The organism is Bradyrhizobium sp. USDA 4452 (assembly GCF_054063575.1).
Map to the genome: position 1 here is coordinate 6,859,355 of NZ_JBSSGK010000001.1, position 16,132 is coordinate 6,875,486.

The following is a 16,132-nucleotide window of genomic DNA, read 5'->3' on the forward strand; positions in this document are numbered from 1 at the left end:
GGGAGTTGCCCCTCGTCCCGAGTACGTCGCGTATGGGCGGGAGGGGACGCAGTTCCGACTCCCCGCTATTCAATCCAATTAGTGCCTCTTGCCAATCAGTGCCGCTTCGCCGGTTTCGCCGGCTTCTTGGCGGCCGCCGCCGGGGCCGGGTGCGCGGCCGGCGCGGCGTCGGCGAGCTTGCCGACCAGCATGATCTGCACCTGGTTGTTGACCGGCGCGTTGGGTTTGGCCGGGTCGAGCAATTGCTCTTCGCCTAGCCCGACCGACTGCAGGCGCTTCGGCGCGACCTTGAAGGTGTTGACCAGGATGTCGCGGATCGCGTCGGCGCGCCGCTGGCTCAGCAGCACGTTGTTGTCGCGGCGCCCGCCCGATTCGATATGACCGACGATCAGGAAGGTGTAGGGCAGCAGGGTGGAATGCGTCAGCGCGTCGGCGATGCGTCCGACGGTTACGTAGGAGTCCGGCAGCACGATCGGCGTATCGACGTCGAACCGGATATCGGCGTTGAACGTCGGCAGCTTGGTCAGGTCGGGGGCGATCGGCGGCCGGTTCGAGGGCGGCGGCTCGTTCCTCGATCGCGACCGCGATCGTTCGAGCGCCTGCTGGCGCAGCGCCGGCACATCGATCTCGGCGTCGGTCTCGAAATGATCCAGCTTGGCGATGACGTCGTCGCGCGTGACGGCGGTCTGCGCATGCGTCGGGCCGAGCGGCATCGCCAGCAAGACCAGCATGCCGAGCACGCCCAAGAGATCAGGATCGCGCAAGCCTCGCGTCGTCAGGCGCATCATTGATACCCCGCGTCGTTGATCGCCTGGGCGCAATTGCGGCTGAGGCCCTTGGCGCCGACGAGGCAGGGCACCGATTTGCTGGTCTCCTTGGTCGAGCCGCCGCAGACCTTGACGATCTCGCGGGTGCACGCGTTGGCAACGGTCACGCGCGCCGCGATCCGCTTCTGGATCGCATCGAGGGTGGAGAAGTAGCTCTCCTTGCACTGCGACGAGATCACGTCGCGGTTGCGCGACAGGCACTCCTTGAGGCGGTTGGAGTCGAGATTGACGCCGCGGCAATTGGCAGTGATGTCTGCGCCGCAAGCCTTGGCGAGTTGCGCTGCGGAATCGCCAAAGCTGATCGTCTCCGCGACCGCCAGCGACGGCGCAGTGAGCGCGATGACAAAAAGGAAAAACCCACCCCGGACCATGGGTCCATCTCAACCCGTGAAATCAGCGATGGTCAAGGGCTACGAACAGGGAAGGTGGTTCTGTCACGCCCGTTCCACAAAGCTGTCGACCACCTTCTTCTCGCCGGCCTTTTCGAAGGCGATGGTCAGCTTGTTGCCGTCGATCTTCACGACATGGCCGTAGCCGAATTTCTCGTGAAACACCCGGTCGTCCAGCGAAAATTCCGATGTCGTGCCGGTGGATTTCGCCACCAGCTCGCCCTCGATGACCATCGGGCCGCGCTTGCTGCGGCTGAAGCTATCGGATGAAAAGGAGGACTGCCGCTCCTCGAAGCCGCCGCTGCGTCCCCCGCCGCCGCGATTGCGGTTGGCCTGGGCGCGCTGCCAGCCCGGCGTCGAATAGCTCGAGCCGAATGATTCGAGGTTGTCGAAGCGCGAGGCGCCGTAGCCGCCGCTGCCGCCCCAGCCCGATCCGCCCTTGGATTCGGTGATCTCGACATTGTGCGCCGGCAGCTCGTCGAGGAAGCGCGAGGGGATCGTGGTCGACCAGGTGCCATGGATGCGGCGGTTGGTCGCGAAATAGATCTTTGCGCGGCGGCGGGCGCGGGTCAGCCCGACATGGGCGAGGCGGCGCTCCTCTTCGAGCCCGGCGCGGCCCTGTTCGTCCAGCGTGCGCTGGCTCGGGAACAGGCCTTCCTCCCAGCCCGGCAGGAACACGTTGTCGAATTCGAGGCCCTTGGCCGAATGCAGCGTCATCAGCGACACGGCTTCGTCGCCGGCCTCGCCGTCGCGGTCCATCACCAGCGAGATATGTTCGAGAAACCCTTGCAGGTTCTCAAATTCCTCCATCGACCGCACCAGCTCCTTAAGGTTGTCAAGCCGGCCCGCGGCATCCGCCGAGCGGTCCTTCTGCCACATCTCGGTATAGCCGCTCTCGTCGAGCACGATCTCGGCGAGCTCCGTATGCGAGGTGACCTCGCGTTGGGCGCGCCAGCGGTCGAACTGCATCACGAGATCCCGTAAGGAGCCGCGTGCCTTCGGCTTCAGCTCGTCGGTCTCGACCACGGCCCGCGCCGCCTCGAACAGCGGAATGCGGCGCTTGCGGGCATGGTCGTGCAGCAGCTGCACGGTGGCATCGCCGAGCCCGCGTTTCGGCACGTTGACGATGCGCTCGAAAGCGAAATCGTCGGCCGGCGAATTGATGGTGCGCAGATAGGCGAGCGCATCGCGGATTTCGGCGCGCTCGTAGAATCTGGGGCCGCCGATCACGCGATAGGGCAGGCCGAGCGTGACGAAGCGGTCCTCGAACTCGCGCATCTGGAACGAGGCGCGGACCAGGATGGCGACGTCGTTGAGGTTTTCGCCCGCGCGCTGCAGCTCCTCGAGCTCCTCGCCGATTGCGCGCGCTTCCTCCTCCGAATCCCAGGAGCCGGTGACGGTGACCTTCTCGCCATCGACATCCTCGGTGCGCAGCGTCTTGCCGAGCCGGCCTTCGTTGTGCGCGATCAGATGCGAGGCGGCGGCGAGGATGTGGCCGGTCGAGCGGTAGTTGCGCTCGAGGCGGATCACCTTGGCGCCGGGAAAATCGTGCTCGAAGCGCAGGATGTTGTCGACCTCGGCGCCGCGCCAGCCATAGATCGACTGGTCATCGTCGCCGACGCAGCAGATGTTTCGCGGCGGCGCGGACGGCGGAGCCAGCACCGGTTGCGCGGCGGCGTCTTCCTTCGCCGGTTCAGCGTCGGTCGCGCCGGGAATGATCGCCGAGATGGGAAGACCCGGCCGCGCCGGCGCCTGCGACAGCAGCCGCAGCCACAGATATTGTGCGACGTTGGTGTCTTGATATTCGTCGACCAGGATGAACTTGAAGCGGTTCTGGTACTGCCGCAGCACGTCGGGGTTCTCGCGGAACAGCCTGATGTTCTCGAGCAGAAGGTCCCCGAAATCGGCGGCGTTGAGGATCTTCAGCCGCTCCTGATAGGTCGCGTAGATCTTGCCGCCCTTGCCGTTGCCGAACGAGGCGGCTTCGCCCGCCGGCACCTGCGACGGCGACAGCCCGCGGTTCTTCCAGCTGTCGATCAGGCCGGCCAGCATCCGCGCCGGCCAGCGTTTGTCATCGATGTTCTCGGCCTGCAGCAATTGCTTCAAGAGCCGCACCTGATCGTCGACGTCGAGCACCGTGAAGTTGGATTTGAGCTGCACCAGCTCGGCATGGATGCGCAGGATGCGGCCGCCGATCGAGTGGAAGGTGCCGAGCCACGGCATGCCTTCGACCGCCTGGCCGAGCATCTGGCCGAGCCGCAGCTTCATCTCGCGCGCCGCCTTGTTGGTGAAGGTCACCGACAGGATCTCTTGCGGGCGCGCGCGGCCCTGGCTCAGGATATGTGCGATGCGCGTGGTCAGGACGCGCGTCTTGCCGGTGCCGGCACCGGCCAGCACCAGCACGGGCCCGTCGAGCGTTTCGACCGCCTCACGCTGCTCCGGATTGAGGCCGCTCAGATATTGCGGAACGCCCGCCGCCGCCCGCGCACGCGCGGCGATGCCGCCAGCCACCGGCTGGTGCTCGGGAACGCCGTGATGGGGCAGTTTGCTCGGCTCGGTCATTGGCGAATCGTCTCGGCCCCACGATGGCACCGCGGGACGGTGAAGGGGAGCCTTCTTAACAGGGATTGAGGGGCATATAGGGCCTGATCGGCCGTTTCGACAGGTTTTATCGCCGGCGCCTGGAACGGTTTTGGCAGCAGCGCACAATCGGCCTGGTTCCAGAAATCGGCGAAAATTTCGCGGTTTCGCACTCAGGAACCAGCGTTTTCTCGCCGAATTGTTTCGACAGCTGCGGCGCCGGGCCGATGCCTGCGCCAGGAAACGCACAAGGATACGAGCGGAGGTTTGATCATGTTGAGCTGGGTCGTCACATTCCTGGTCATCGCCCTGATCGCAGGCATTCTGGGCTTCGGCGGCATCGCCGGTGCCTCGATCGAAATCGCCAAGGCGATCTTCTTCATCGCCATCATCCTGTTCCTGGTGTCGGCGGTGGTCGGATTGGCGCGCGGCCGCACCAGAGTCTAGCGAAAGGCTGGGTCCAGCGAAGGGCTGGCTATTTCTTCGAGGGCATCGCCACGTTGCGGCCGATGCCCTCAGGTCGCGACACGTCTGCATAGCTATCCAGGATCTTCTGAGTGCGGGCGCGGATGTCCGGTGGAAACGGCGCCACCTTGCGCGCTTCCATGTCGATGTGGAGCGTGAGGTTCTCCGAGGTCGCGGAAAGCCAACCCTCGGTGGCGTGGCGCAGCTCCTCGAATGTGTGCAGCCGCTTTTCGTCGGCGCCGAGCAGGAAGACCGAGACCTGCACGGGATCGCCGAGATGGATTTCCCGCAAGTACCGGACGTGACACTCGGCGGTGAAGGTCGAGCAGTGCCGTTGCTTCATGTAGGCCGGCCCGATGCCCAGTTGCAGCCACATCTCGTCGATGGCGCGGTCGAACATCACATTGTAGTAGGCCATGTTGAGATGGCCGTTATAGTCGATCCATTGCGGCTCGATCTGCATCACGGAAGATTTGAACGGGGCCGGCGGCAGCGGCATCTCGCTGGTGACAGTCACTGGGGTGATCTCTCCCATCTCGGTTCGTTGGCGTTCGAGCATGAACTTTTCTGTGGCTCCGGCGTCCACTTTTTCAAGTCAGGCTCTCTTGACCCCTTATACAAGCTTTGCCACGGTCGGCTAAATCCGGGAGGAAATTCGACGTGGCGACAACGATTTCGAGCAATCTGACGCGACCTGAGCCGGAGGCCCTGAAGCGCGTGATCGACGCGCTGGCGGCGCGGTTCGGCAACCGGCTCGTGACGTCGCAGGCGGTGCGCGAACAGCACGCCCATACCACCACCTGGCTGCCGAACCAGCCGCCGGATGCCGTGGTGATGGCCCAGGAGACCGCCGACATCCAGGACGTGGTGCGGATCTGCGCCGCAAACCGCGTGCCCGTCATCGCGTTCGGCACCGGAACCTCGCTCGAGGGCCAGGTCAACGCGCCCGCGGGCGGCGTCTGTATCGATCTGCGCGATATGAACAAGGTGCTCGCGGTGCATGCCGAGGACCTCGACTGCGTGATTCAGCCCGGCGTGACGCGCAAGGCACTGAACGAGCATCTGCGCGACCAGGGCCTGTTCTTCCCGATCGATCCCGGCGCCGATGCCTCGCTCGGCGGCATGACCTCGACCCGCGCCTCCGGCACCAATGCCGTGCGCTACGGCACCATGCGCGAGAACGTGCTGGCGCTGAAGGTGGTGCGCGGCGACGGCGAGATCATCACGACCGGCACGCGCGCCAAGAAGTCGTCGGCCGGCTACGACCTGACGCATCTGTTCGTCGGCGCTGAAGGCACGCTCGGCATCATCTCCGAGCTGACCATCCGCCTGCGCGGCATTCCCGACACCATCGCGGCTGCCGCCTGTTCGTTCGACACCGTGCGCGGCGCCTGCCAGGCCACCATCCTCGCGATCCAGACCGGCATCCCGGTCGCCCGGATCGAGCTGCTCAATGCCGCGCAGGTCAAGGCCTGCAACAATTATTCGAAGCTGTCGCTGCCGGAGACGCCGCTGCTGCTGCTGGAATTCCACGGCAGCGAGGTCGAGGTCGCCGAGCAGTCGAAGAATTTCCGCGACATCGCCGCCGAGTGCGGCGGCGGCGAGTTCACCTGGACCACCAAGCCGGAGGACCGTACCAAGCTGTGGCAGGCTCGGCATGATGCCTACTGGTCGGTGAAGGCGATCCGTCCCGGCGACAGCATCGGCGTGGTCGCGACCGACGTCTGTGTGCCGATCTCGCGGCTTGCCGACTGCGTCACCGAGACCGAGGACGATCTGAAGCGGCTCAATTTGCTGTCGCCGATCGTCGGCCATGTCGGCGACGGCAATTTCCACTGTTCGCTGGTCTGCGACGTCAACGACAAGGACGAGATGGCGCGCGGCGAGGAGTTCATGCATCGGCTGGTCGAACGGGCGCAGGCGATGGGCGGCACCTGCACCGGCGAGCACGGCATCGGCCAGGGCAAGCAGAAATATCTGAAGGCCGAGCTCGGGGTGGAGGCGCTCGACGCGATGCGGGCGCTGAAGCAGGCGCTCGATCCGCAGAATATTTTCAATCCCGGCAAGATCGTTCCCGCCATCTGAGGCGTCGTCACACAGCGGAGGATTCATCTGCGTCCGCGGGCACTTTCTTGCCCACCGTGTGTGACCGGCTGTGATCACGGCCTCCAGCTCCAGGCGCGCATCGCGCGAAGCACCTGGTTGGTGTGGCCCCGGTGCCATAGTTCGCCGCTTGCTCGGCGTCGCGCAGACTCTGCCATTCACAGGTTGCACCGGGGACAGCTATGTTTGCCGCGCTTCGAGGTGCGGCGATGTGGTTGTTCAACAAGGCCAAGCTCAAGGACATCTGGGACGATCCGGTCGCGCAGCCGCTCGGCGACATCGAGGCTGCACACAGAATCCGTGCGATCTGCCGTGATGCGGCCGGCTGTGCCGAGGCGATCGGCTCGCCCGGCAAGCGCTCGCCGAAGCAGCAGCAGATCGAGCGCGATCGCTACGAGCGTGCCGCCAAGGCGGCGATGGAGACCGCGATGAAGATCTCCGACGCGCTGGTGCGCGATTCTGCGGTGCGCGAGATCGTCGGTCTCTGCTTGAAAGCCAACAACATCAAGACCGGGCGGGCGCTGTTCCGCGCCATCCACGCGGGCTCGATCAAGGCGGAGGTGGTGAGGGAGCATCCGATGCTGGAGGAAGAGGGGGCTTGCGCTGATCCTGCAGGTTCAGCGCGCCAGGCCTGACCTGCTGCCATCACGAGGCACCGTCGCCACGTACCTCCTCCTTGGCCAGCGCCCGGTGCAATTCGGCAACCGCTCGTGCGAGCTGATCACGATGCAGAATATCATCGTTCGGAACACGGCTCACCGACGCCGCCAGGTCGCTCAGAATGCTGGCGAACAGACCAAAGTTGATATGCATGTGAACCGATTTGCGCGTGGCCTCGTCACCCGGGCGCTCGAGGATCAAGGTGAAGCCATTCGGATCGAGGTGCGCCTCAAATCGCGACGAGCGCTCGAAGGTCCCGACAAAGAACTTGTCAGGATATTCAAGCGCAATTTCCGCTCGATCGGGCACAGGTCTCGTCATCGCACCAGCATCGTGTCGTTGCCGCTCGCAACAGGATTACAAGCAGGGACGTCGACGGTTGTTGACCTGTATCAAGTGTTCCCGAGGCGGTGGTTCTCTCCGTCCAGCGCCCGCACCGCCTCGTCGACGCTGTGGAAGACGTGGTCCCGCTGCAGCACGTCGTAGAGATTGAATCGCTCGAACGCCTCCTGCGCGCGGGTGGATTCGAGCCGCGCCACCGCCACCGTCACACCGTCATCCCGGCATTCGCGAAACAGGTCGCGCAGCGCCTGCGCCGCCGTGAAATCGATCTCGACCATGCCGCTGGCCTCGATCACCAGCAGCCTCGGCTTCGACGTCGCGCCGCCGATGGCCTTGAGCACGCCGCTGCTGAAGCTTTCCGCGTTGAGGAACGACAACGGGGCCTGCAGGCCGACCACCGCGATGCCGGGCTTGCGTTCGCCGGTGACGTGCGGTCCCGTTGGCCACCAGATCGTGGTGCCGGGCACATGGAGGAATTCCACCAGCCGGCCCTGTGTCGTGGTCCAGATGCCGTGCAGCAGCGACAGCGCGATGCCGACCGCGACGCCTTGCTCGATCGGCAGCACGATGATCGCGGCGGCTGTCGCCGCCACCAGCAGGAATTCGTAGAACGACTGGCGGTAGATCGTGACGATCTGCTTGAGGCGGATGATGCGCAGCGCCACGAACAGCAGGACGCCGCCGAGCGCCGCATCGGGCACGTGCTGCAGCAGCGTCGCACCGAATGCCAGCAGGGCGAGCACGATGGCCGCGGCGAACAGCCCGGCGAGCTGCGTGCGGCCGCCGGTCTCCGACACGATGCCGGTGCGCGGCGGGCTTGCGTTGACGGGGAAGGCGCCGAACAGGCCGGCGAGCAGACTGCCGGCACCGGCGCCGAGGAAGTCGCGATCGACGTCGGCCGGCTTGTCCGGATCTGAGAGAAACGAGCGCGTCGTCGCTGCGGTTTGCACCATCACCACGATCGCGATCAGGATCGCCAGCGACAACAATTTGATCCATCGCTCCGGCGCGATGTCCGGAAGCGACGGCGTTGGCAGCGACGCGGGCACGGTGCCGACCACCTTGACGCCCTTGCTTTCGAGATGGCCCGCGATCACGGCGATGGTCGCCACCACAAGCCCGATCAGCGCGCCCGGAATCCGCGCGCTGATCTTCTCCGATCCGGCAACCAGAGCCAGCACGCCGAGGCCGATCGCCAGCGTGTAGGTATTGGTCTGGCCGATCTTTTCGATGAGAATCCCGAGCTTGTAGAGCGTCGCGCCGTCCGGCGTAGTTACGCCGAGCACGCCGGGCAGCTGCGAGACCAGGATGTGGACGGAAATGCCGGCGAGGAAGCCGACCGTCACCGGCGTCGACAGCAAATTGGCGATCCAGCCGAGCCTGAACAGGCCGCCGGCGACCATGATCGCGCCGACCATCAGCGCCAGTGCCATCGCCAACGACTGATAGTCGGGTGTGCCGGCGGTCGCCATCAGTGCAAGGCCGGCCGCGAAGATCGGCGTGATCGTGGAATCGGCGCCGCAGGACAGGAAGCGGTTGGCGCCGAGCATAGCAAAGCCGAGCGAGCCGGCCATGAAGGCGAAGAAGCCGATCTGCGGCGAGAAGCCGCCGAGTCGGGCGGTCGCCATCTGCTCGGGGATCGCGATTGCGGCGAGCGTCAGCCCGGCGATCAGGTCGCCCGGCAAGTCGCTCGGCTGAAAGTCGGCCAACGAGCGGAAGATCGGCCAGCGGGCGCGTGTCGCGGGGGTTTGGGCCATCGGTCTCCGACTCATCTGGCGGCGAAGGGACGGAATAGTCCGCCATCGCGGCGCCAAAAGCCAGCGGACGCGCGCGTGCAGGCGCGAAGAGCTTCAGGCTGCGCGGAACGCTCTAGCCGATGTTTTGCAGTGCCGGGAAGGTTTCCAGCAGCCAGACGCTGACACTGGAGACCGCGCCGGTCAGGAAGCCGATGCCGGTGACCACCATCAGCACGCCCATCACGCGCTCGACGGTGTCGAGATGGCGCTTCATCCGCGCGAACAGCGAGGAGAACTGCTCGACCAGGAAGGCGGCGAGAAGGAAGGGGATGCCGAGGCCGGCGGAATACACCGCGAGCAGGCCGGCGCCCTTGGTTACGGTGGCTTGTGAGGCTGCGATCGACAGGATTGCCGCGAGGATCGGACCGATGCAGGGGGTCCAGCCGAAGGCGAATGCGAGGCCCATGACATAGGCGCCCCAAAGCCCGACCGGCTTGGGTGCGGTCAGCCGTCCCTCGCGCATCAGCAGGCCGATCCGGGTCACGCCGAGGAAATGCAGGCCCATGATGATGATGACGATGCCGGCCAGGATCGAGAGCTCGGCCGACCAGGCGCGCACCAGGCCGCCGATGATCGAGGCGCTGGCGCCGAGCGCGACGAACACGGTGGAGAAGCCGAGCACGAACATCAGCGCCGCCGTCATCACCGCGCGCTTGGAGGCGGCGGTGTCGCCGTCCTGATTGACCTGCTCGATGGTCGCGCCGGTCAAATAGATCAGATAGGGCGGCACCAGCGGTAGCACGCAGGGCGACAGGAAGCTGACTAGACCGGCGATCAGGGCGGCCGGGATCGTGACGTCGTGCATCAAGGAACCTTCGAAACTAGCTGTCCTGTCTTGGCGTGTACGCGGGCAACAATCCAGAAGTTTCGTCGCAGATGCATTCAACTATGGTCACAGGCCCGTGTCCGGAGGCTGCGCAGTGTCCCGGGCTGACGCTGGGGCTTGCGAAGCTGCACAATGTCATTGCAACCCCGCATGTCGGTGGTGGCCTGACGCCGCAAGCCATCGAGCACCAGTCATCGGAGACGGTGCGCCAGGTCGCGAAGATCGTTGCCGGAGAAATCCCGGTCGGCGCGGTCAATGCCGAGCACTGGATGCGGCGCCCGCGGCCATGAAAGTTCGGCTGATCCCAATGTCGGCCGAGGGGCTGGACAAGAGCTTCGCATCCAGCCCAAACTTGAGCCTGTCAAACCGCGGCCCCAGAGCGCGCGGACAATCAATCGACGGACGTCCCGCAACAAACGACGGGCGCCGAGAGGGAAGCAGGGAGTGCATCACATGGCCGTTTCACGCCGTGACGTTTTGTTGGGCAGCGCCGGCGCACTGGGTGCCGCATCATTCTCCTTCCCGGCGCCAGCGATCGCACAATCGGAACCGATCAAGATCGGTTGTCTCGCGGCGATCACCGGGCCGAGCTCGGCGCCGACCGTCGGCTTCAACCGCGGCGTCAATTTCGCAGTCGATGCCATCAACGGCGCAGGCGGCGTCAAGGGGCGCAAGATCGAGCTCGTGATGCGCGACACCCAGGGTGACCCGACCAAGGCTGTCAACGCCACGCAGGAGCTGATCAGCCAGGCCAAGGTTCACGCAATCTGGGGGCCGCTGAACTCAGGCGAGGCGCTGGCGACGACGCCGATCATGGCGCGCGCCAAGATGCCCGATCTGCATCCTTGCGTGGTCGAGACCCTGATCGACCCGGTCAAGTTCCCCAACGCATTCCGCATCGCACCCTCGAACAGTCAATGGGACGATGCCGTGCGCAATTATTGCCTGAAGATCCTCAAGGTGAAGAAGGTCGCGGTGATCGGCGACACCACCGGTTATGGCGTCACCGCGGTCGGCGCCTCCGTTGCGGCGTTCAAGAAGGACGGCGCCGAGGTGGTCTATCAGGCCAATATCGACGCCACGCAGCCCGACATGACGCCGGACATGCTGCGCGCCAAGAACGCCGGCGCCGAGGCGATCGTGGTGTGGAGCGTTTCCACCGGCATGGAGGCGCGGATGTTCAACACCCGCGCGGCGATGAACTGGGACGTTCCTTTCGTCGGCCACCCCTCGATGGCGTCGGGTGAGCTCGCGAGCCTCGTTGCGAAGCCGGAGAACTGGAAGAAGGTCTATGCGATCGGTTACAAGAGCTGCAGCTATGACAGCGCCGGCAAGCTGCCGCCGAAGAGCGAGGATCTGGTCGCGCGCCTGACCAAGGCCAACATCGCGCTGAACGATACGCTGCTGTGGTGGGTCGCGGGCGGCATCGATTGCATCGAGCTGATCGCCAAGGCGGTTGCGGAAAGCGGCTCGACCGACAGTGCCGGGATCATCAAGTACTGGAATTCGCTGTCGACCTATCCCGGCTATTTCGGCAATTACCGCTTCTCGCCGACCGAGCATAACGGCTATTTGACCGAAGAGATCGTGATGTCGGAATCCTCGACCGCCAGGAACGGCACCTTCGCGCTGGCGCCGGGATACACGTAAGCGGGCGAGGGCGCAGCCAATGCTGGCTTCGATGCTCACCTCGATCCTTGCATCCGGTCTCGCGGCGGGCGCGATCTACGCGCTGGTCGGCGTCACCTACAACACGATGTTCTCGACCTCGCGGGTGATGAGCTTCACAGCCGGCCAGCTTGCGATGCTCGGCGGCGTGTTCGGCTCGATGTTCACGCTGAAGCTCGGCCTGCCGATCGCGGCCGGCTTCGTGCTGACGCTGTTGTGCTGCGCGGTGATCGGGATCATCACCGAATTCGTCGCGGTGCGCCCGGTGCTCAAGAGCCTCGACCAGCATCTCTACGTGCTGTCGACCCTGGCGGTCGCGCTGATGATCCAGCAGGTCACCGCGATCAAATGGGGCACCGAGCCGCAGCCATTCCCGCGCATAGTGGGAATAGGTGAGGGCGTGCTGGACGAAAAGTTCTGGCTGCCGATCGCAGCCTGCGCGATCACCATCATCGGCCTCGAATATCTCTACCGCCGCACCTTGGTCGGCCGCGCGTTCCTGGCCATCGCGGAAGACAATTTCGCGGCGCGGGCGCTTGGCCTGCCGGAGCGCAATCTTCGCGTCGCGAGCTACGCGCTGGCCGGCGTGGTCGGCGGGATCGCCGGATTCTCCGGCGGACAGTTGCTGCTCGCCTTCTTCGCCAATGGCGCGCTGCTCAATTTCTACGGCTTCGTGCCGGTGGCGCTGGGCGGGCTCGGCAATAACCGAGGTGCGATCATCGGCGGGCTGGCGCTCGGCCTGTTCCAGCAGGCGGCGAACTTCCTGGTCGGCGGCATCTTCTCCTCGGTCGCGGTGTTCACGCTGTTCATCGTGGTGCTGCTCGCAGCGCCGCAAGGGCTGTTCGGCGCCTCGACCGCGCGGAGGGTGTGATGACCTCGGTCGCCGCCGCTCCGTCCCGGACCGACGCCGCCGCCGCCTGGCGCGCCGCGCTGCCGCACATCCTGCCGTTCCTCGGCATCCTGGCGGCGGCGGTGCTGCTGCCCTTCGTCGGCAATGATTACTGGGTGCTGATCGGCACGCGCGCCGCGATCTACTGGGTGCTGGTGTCGGGTCTCAACCTCGTGGTCGGCTTCGCCGGTCACCTTGCGATCGGCTATGTCGCGCTGCTGACGCTCGGCGCCTACACGACCAGCGTACTGGTCGCCGGCAATGTGCTGCCGGCCATTCCGGTCTTCGCCGCCTTGCCGATCGCGGGCCTCGTCGGCGCGATCTTCGGCGTCATCGTCGGCCTGCCGGCCTTGCGGCTGCGCACCTTTTACTTCGCGATGTCGACCTTGGGCTTTGCGACCATCGTGACGCAAATCGCGCTGGCCTGGCAGAGCGTGACCGGCGGCGGCATCGGCATCGCTGGTCCCGAATTCCCGGCGCCGTTCAACACGCCATGGGGCTTCTACGGCCTCTGCGTCGGGTTCGCCGCATTCACAACGTGGATGAGCGCCAACGTCGCGCGCAGCCGGTTTGGCCGTGCGTTGATCGCGGTGCGCGACGCCGAGGTTGCCGCCGAGGCCAGCGGCATCTCGAAGCCGAAGATGCTGATCGCCATCTTCCTGTTCGCCGGCGCGCTGGCGGCGATCGCCGGCGGGTTGTTCGCGACCTTGCAGACCTACATCACGCCCGACGCATTCACCTTCGACCTCTCGGTGCTGTTCTTCATCGCGATCCTGATCGGCGGCCGCGGCTCGATCCTCGGGCCGATGCTCGGCACCGTCATCCTGACCATCCTGCCGGAGATCGCGGCGCCGCTGGCGGCGTGGTCGACCTTCCTCTACTCGGTGCTGCTGCTCTTGATCGTGCTGGTCATGCCCGGCGGCATCGCGGCGCTGCTCGATTTCCGCAACCGCCGTCCGCTCGCCAGCAACCGCGCCATCGTGCCGCGCCCGGCTGCGTTCGCCGACATCGTGCGCCGGCGCGATAGCAGCAAGCCGCTGCGGCTGCGCGGCATCGCGCTCAGCTTCGGCAATGTGAAGGCGATCGACGGGCTCGACCTCGATGTCTCACCCGGCCAGATTCATGGCCTGATCGGGCCGAACGGCAGCGGCAAGACCACCACGCTGAACGTGATCTCGGGCTACTACGCCGCGAAGGCCGGCACCATGACGCTCGGCGACGCGTCGTTGCCGGCGGGCCAGCCGGTCAAGCGCGCAGCCAGCGGCATCGCGCGCACCTTTCAGACCCCGCGCGTGATCGGTGAAGCCTCGGTGCTGGAGAACGTCATGATCGGCGGCTCGATCGAAGGCCGGGCCAACTTCGTCGAGGCGATGCTGGCACTGCCGCGCAACGGCGCGGACGAACGCATGCTCGCCGAGAAGGCGCGTGCGCTGCTGGGCGTCGTTGGCCTCGAGGCACTCGCCGACGTGCGCGCCGATCGCCTGCAGCACAGCGAGCTGCGCTTCATCGAGATCGCACGCGCGCTGATGCTCGATCCCGACTTTTTGCTGCTCGACGAACCCGCGGCGGGCCTCTCCAATGACGAGATCGAACGGCTCGCCAGCCTGATCAAGGCAGTCTGCGCCCGCGGCGCCGGCGTACTGCTGGTCGAGCATCATGCCGACCTGATCTTCGACATCTGTCACGAGGTCACCGTGCTCAATCTCGGCCGCACGCTGGCGGCTGGAACGCCGGCGGAGATTCGCGTCCACAAGGAGGTCGTCAGTGCTTACCTCGGAGGCTGAACCTCTGCTTGCCGTGCGCGCGCTGGAGTCCGGCTACGGCAAGATCCGCGTGCTGCACGGCATCGACATGAGCATCGCCGCCGGCGAGGTCGTCGCATTGCTCGGTCCGAACGGCGCCGGCAAGACCACGCTGCTGTGCGCGATGTCCGGTCTGTTGCCGGTCAATGCCGGGCAGGTCCGGTTCGGCGGACGCGACATGACCAACGCCACGCCGCGCGATGCGGCGCGGGCCGGGCTCGTGCATGTGATCGAGGGCCATCGCGTGTTCACTCAGATCTCCGTCACCGACAATCTGCTGCTTGCCGGCTACGACCTGCCGCGCGCGGAACGCGCCGTGCGCATCGAGGAGGCGCTGTCATTCTTTCCCGAGATCGCCGAGAAGCGGCATGAGCGCGGCGGCGCGCTTTCTGGCGGGCAGCAGCAGATGCTGACGGTGGCGCAGGGCCTGGTCCGTCGGCCGCGACTGTTGATGCTTGACGAGCCCTCCGCCGGACTGTCGCCGGTGCTGGTCGATCGCGTCCTTAACGTCATCGGCCGGCTGCGCGGGCAGGGCACCTCCGTGCTGCTGGTCGAGCAACTGCTGGAGAAGGCGCTGGCGTGCGCCGATCGGGTCTACGCGCTGGTGCAGGGGACGATTGCGTTGGAGGCTGTGACCGGCGAGAGCGACCTCGTGCATCGGCTCGAGCGCGCCTATTTCGGCCATGAAAGCCACGCCCTGGCGTAGGGTGCCGTTCCAACCTCGTCGGTGCCGAGTCTCGCCGCGGAGCGCTGTCGAATGCGCGCTAGCGGAAGTGGGTGAGGAATTCCGTCGAATCGATCGATTTCGCAATGGAGGGCTTCTCGGTCCTTTCCGGGCCCTCTTTCACGACGTACATGTCGATGAGCTTCGCGCCGGAGAGATTGCGCTCCACCGTCGCTCCGGTATTCATGTTGATTGCGGACGCGCCGCAGTCGTGGAAGACCACGGTGCCGTAGTCCGGGAGCTGCAGCGGGGCTGGATTTCCAGGGAGGGCCGACCGCTCCATCACCCATTCCGCCGTTGCGCCGGGAATCTTGAAGGGTTGCCCCAGCTGGGTCAGGGGTGCGGTTTGAAAGAACTGCACGGAGCGACTGGTCGTGAGGTTCGTGATCACGAACGACACGCCGGTGCGATCCGGTGCCACCTGCATGAGGCACATGATCAGATCGCCGGCATGAATCTTCGGCGACACGAGCGTGATGGGATGCGCCTGGGCCGGGTCGCCCCTGACCCACCATTGCCACCATGCGAAGAACGAGGTCGTCGGGCTGCCCGCGCCGACGGCAGGGTCGATGTTCTGCGCGGTGCCGATCTGCGGCAGCGTCGATCTGTAGTACCGGCGTTGTCCATCAAAGCCGATCCATGTCGAGCTGTGATAGATCTCGCTGGCCCGGCCGCTCGCCGGCTGGGTCGGCGTCGGCACCTGAAACTTCCCCCAAACCGACGAGAATATGGTGCCGTCCCTCGGCGTGATGTAGGCGCCGGACCAGTTGAGGCTGCTCTCGCGCCGCGGCGATTGGTCGAAGGATCGGCGCAGGCCCGCCGTGACGGGGGGAAGCAGTGCGATATCGAAGGCCTCGAACGCCACCGTCGGACCAAACATTTTCTGCCAGAATGCATACTCGGCCGGCTGCAGCACCGGGTCCGGCCGTCTCGGAAAGCCGAGCGCCTTCAGCTCGTCCTGCGAGGCGACCATCGTGCGAAATCCGGTGGGAGGAAGCGCGCTGGTCGTCGAATCCCTGACGACCTTCTTCAGGGCTTCGGTGTCGTATGTGGGGCTCCGC

Annotated in this window: 15 protein-coding genes and 1 pseudogene; 8 read left to right on the top strand and 8 right to left on the bottom strand. The window is 65.7% G+C overall.

Going from position 1 to position 16,132, the window contains the following annotated elements:
* Window positions 1-95: 95 nt before the first annotated feature.
* The 3 genes from ACVISU_RS32065 to ACVISU_RS32075 all read right to left on the bottom strand — a co-directional run bounded on the left by ACVISU_RS32065 (window position 96) and on the right by ACVISU_RS32075 (window position 3,778).
* Window positions 96-788, bottom strand: coding sequence for an OmpA family protein (locus ACVISU_RS32065; RefSeq protein ID WP_456709593.1), 693 nt, complete (start codon window positions 786-788; stop codon window positions 96-98).
* Window positions 785-1,198, bottom strand: a complete 414-nt coding sequence (locus ACVISU_RS32070; RefSeq protein WP_050401921.1) for a hypothetical protein — start codon at window positions 1,196-1,198, stop codon at window positions 785-787. The genes ACVISU_RS32065 and ACVISU_RS32070 overlap by 4 nt, the downstream gene beginning before the upstream one ends.
* A gap of 63 nt (window positions 1,199-1,261) precedes the next feature.
* Window positions 1,262-3,778: an ATP-dependent helicase gene (locus ACVISU_RS32075; RefSeq protein ID WP_456709594.1), complete on the bottom strand. Its 2,517-nt coding sequence runs from the start codon at window positions 3,776-3,778 to the stop codon at window positions 1,262-1,264.
* A 291-nt stretch (window positions 3,779-4,069) separates the two neighbouring features.
* On the opposite strand from ACVISU_RS32075, the gene ACVISU_RS32080 reads away from it, so the two are divergent.
* The gene (locus ACVISU_RS32080) at window positions 4,070-4,243 is read left to right on the top strand and encodes a DUF1328 domain-containing protein (protein WP_021077209.1); all 174 of its coding nucleotides are present in this window, start codon (window positions 4,070-4,072) and stop codon (window positions 4,241-4,243) included.
* Window positions 4,244-4,271: 28 nt separating this feature from the next.
* Here the strand turns inward: ACVISU_RS32080 and ACVISU_RS32085 are convergent, their stop codons facing one another.
* Window positions 4,272-4,760 (bottom strand): thioesterase family protein, encoded by a 489-nt coding sequence (locus ACVISU_RS32085; RefSeq protein ID WP_050401952.1) that lies wholly within the window; start codon window positions 4,758-4,760, stop codon window positions 4,272-4,274.
* A gap of 161 nt (window positions 4,761-4,921) precedes the next feature.
* On the opposite strand from ACVISU_RS32085, the gene ACVISU_RS32090 reads away from it, so the two are divergent.
* Together ACVISU_RS32090 and ACVISU_RS32095 are read left to right on the top strand one after the other, a co-directional pair.
* On the top strand, window positions 4,922-6,346 hold the full coding sequence (locus ACVISU_RS32090) for an FAD-binding oxidoreductase (RefSeq protein ID WP_456709595.1): 1,425 nt from the start codon (window positions 4,922-4,924) through the stop codon (window positions 6,344-6,346).
* Between the two features lie 227 nt (window positions 6,347-6,573).
* Window positions 6,574-6,999, top strand: coding sequence for a hypothetical protein (locus tag ACVISU_RS32095; protein ID WP_456709596.1), 426 nt, complete (start codon window positions 6,574-6,576; stop codon window positions 6,997-6,999).
* 10 nt (window positions 7,000-7,009) lie between these two features.
* Here ACVISU_RS32095 and ACVISU_RS32100 read toward each other — a convergent pair whose 3' ends face one another.
* From ACVISU_RS32100 to ACVISU_RS32110, 3 genes are all read right to left on the bottom strand, one after another.
* Window positions 7,010-7,345 (bottom strand): hypothetical protein, encoded by a 336-nt coding sequence (locus tag ACVISU_RS32100; protein WP_050401918.1) that lies wholly within the window; start codon window positions 7,343-7,345, stop codon window positions 7,010-7,012.
* 71 nt (window positions 7,346-7,416) lie between these two features.
* Entirely contained in the window at window positions 7,417-9,123 is a 1,707-nt protein-coding gene (locus ACVISU_RS32105) for a SulP family inorganic anion transporter (protein ID WP_456709597.1), read from the bottom strand.
* 112 nt (window positions 9,124-9,235) lie between these two features.
* Window positions 9,236-9,967 carry a cytochrome c biogenesis CcdA family protein gene (locus ACVISU_RS32110; RefSeq protein ID WP_456709598.1) on the bottom strand — a complete coding sequence of 244 codons (732 nt, stop codon included), beginning with the start codon at window positions 9,965-9,967 and terminating at the stop codon, window positions 9,236-9,238.
* Between the two features lie 137 nt (window positions 9,968-10,104).
* On the opposite strand from ACVISU_RS32110, the pseudogene ACVISU_RS32115 reads away from it, so the two are divergent.
* From ACVISU_RS32115 to ACVISU_RS32135, 5 genes and pseudogenes are all read left to right on the top strand, one after another.
* Window positions 10,105-10,278: pseudogene (locus ACVISU_RS32115) on the top strand (hydroxyacid dehydrogenase); the annotation flags it as partial.
* Window positions 10,279-10,441: 163 nt separating this feature from the next.
* The gene (locus ACVISU_RS32120; protein ID WP_244521993.1) at window positions 10,442-11,638 is read left to right on the top strand and encodes an ABC transporter substrate-binding protein; all 1,197 of its coding nucleotides are present in this window, start codon (window positions 10,442-10,444) and stop codon (window positions 11,636-11,638) included.
* Between the two features lie 19 nt (window positions 11,639-11,657).
* Window positions 11,658-12,527 (top strand): branched-chain amino acid ABC transporter permease, encoded by an 870-nt coding sequence (locus ACVISU_RS32125; RefSeq protein ID WP_050401914.1) that lies wholly within the window; start codon window positions 11,658-11,660, stop codon window positions 12,525-12,527.
* Window positions 12,527-14,329: a branched-chain amino acid ABC transporter ATP-binding protein/permease gene (locus ACVISU_RS32130; protein ID WP_456709599.1), complete on the top strand. Its 1,803-nt coding sequence runs from the start codon at window positions 12,527-12,529 to the stop codon at window positions 14,327-14,329. Before ACVISU_RS32125 ends, ACVISU_RS32130 begins: the two co-directional genes overlap by 1 nt.
* Window positions 14,310-15,053: an ABC transporter ATP-binding protein gene (locus ACVISU_RS32135; protein WP_456709600.1), complete on the top strand. Its 744-nt coding sequence runs from the start codon at window positions 14,310-14,312 to the stop codon at window positions 15,051-15,053. The genes ACVISU_RS32130 and ACVISU_RS32135 overlap by 20 nt, the downstream gene beginning before the upstream one ends.
* Before the next feature lie 58 nt (window positions 15,054-15,111).
* Here the strand turns inward: ACVISU_RS32135 and ACVISU_RS32140 are convergent, their stop codons facing one another.
* Entirely contained in the window at window positions 15,112-16,044 is a 933-nt protein-coding gene (locus ACVISU_RS32140) for an A4/G1 family peptidase (RefSeq protein WP_456709601.1), read from the bottom strand.
* Window positions 16,045-16,132 lie beyond the last annotated feature (88 nt).